The following is a 574-nucleotide window of genomic DNA, read 5'->3' on the forward strand; positions in this document are numbered from 1 at the left end:
CCTATTATAGGGTTTCAGCTTTTTACCTTGTTTAGAAAGTACTCCTGATAAAAATCRGGGCTGCTTTTTTCAATTCTTATAACAGTGATTCTGCTCCGTCAATATAAACTTCCGTCCCTGTTACATGGGAGGACATAGCTGAAGCTAGGAACAAGACAAGGTCCCCTGCTTGCTCGGTAGTGCCGGCTTTTTTTGCAAGGGGCTGTGAACCTTGCGGGTATTCAATTGGGATTCTGATTTTTTTTAAGTTTTCATCTTCAGGGAAAGTGTTGTCGTGAATGTTCGTATCGATGGAGCCGGGACAAATGATGTTGACTCGGATTTTATATTTTGCCAATTCGAGTGCCGCCATTTTACCGAAAGCGACTTGACCAGCTTTTGATGAGCTGTAGGCGGAAAAACCAAAATTCTTGAAAAATCGGTTTCCATTGATGGAGCTGTTGATGACGATGCTGCCACCAGTTTCCTTCATATATGGAATGGCGTATTTGACAGTGAGGAAGGTGCCCTTTAGGTTGATGGTATGTGTTTGATCCCAGTCTTCTGGCTTTATGTCTTCGATGGGGGCTATCAC

Annotated in this window: 1 protein-coding gene; it reads right to left on the minus strand. The window is 43.3% G+C overall.

Annotated elements, in window-relative coordinates; all coding sequences use genetic code 11:
* Positions 1-76: 76 nt before the first annotated feature.
* Positions 77-574, minus strand: a 498-nt coding sequence (locus tag AC1DUW_RS32025; RefSeq protein WP_477644606.1) for an SDR family oxidoreductase, incomplete at its 5' end; no start/stop codon positions are given.

It is taken from the genome of Peribacillus sp. P4_C12 (assembly GCF_056402095.1).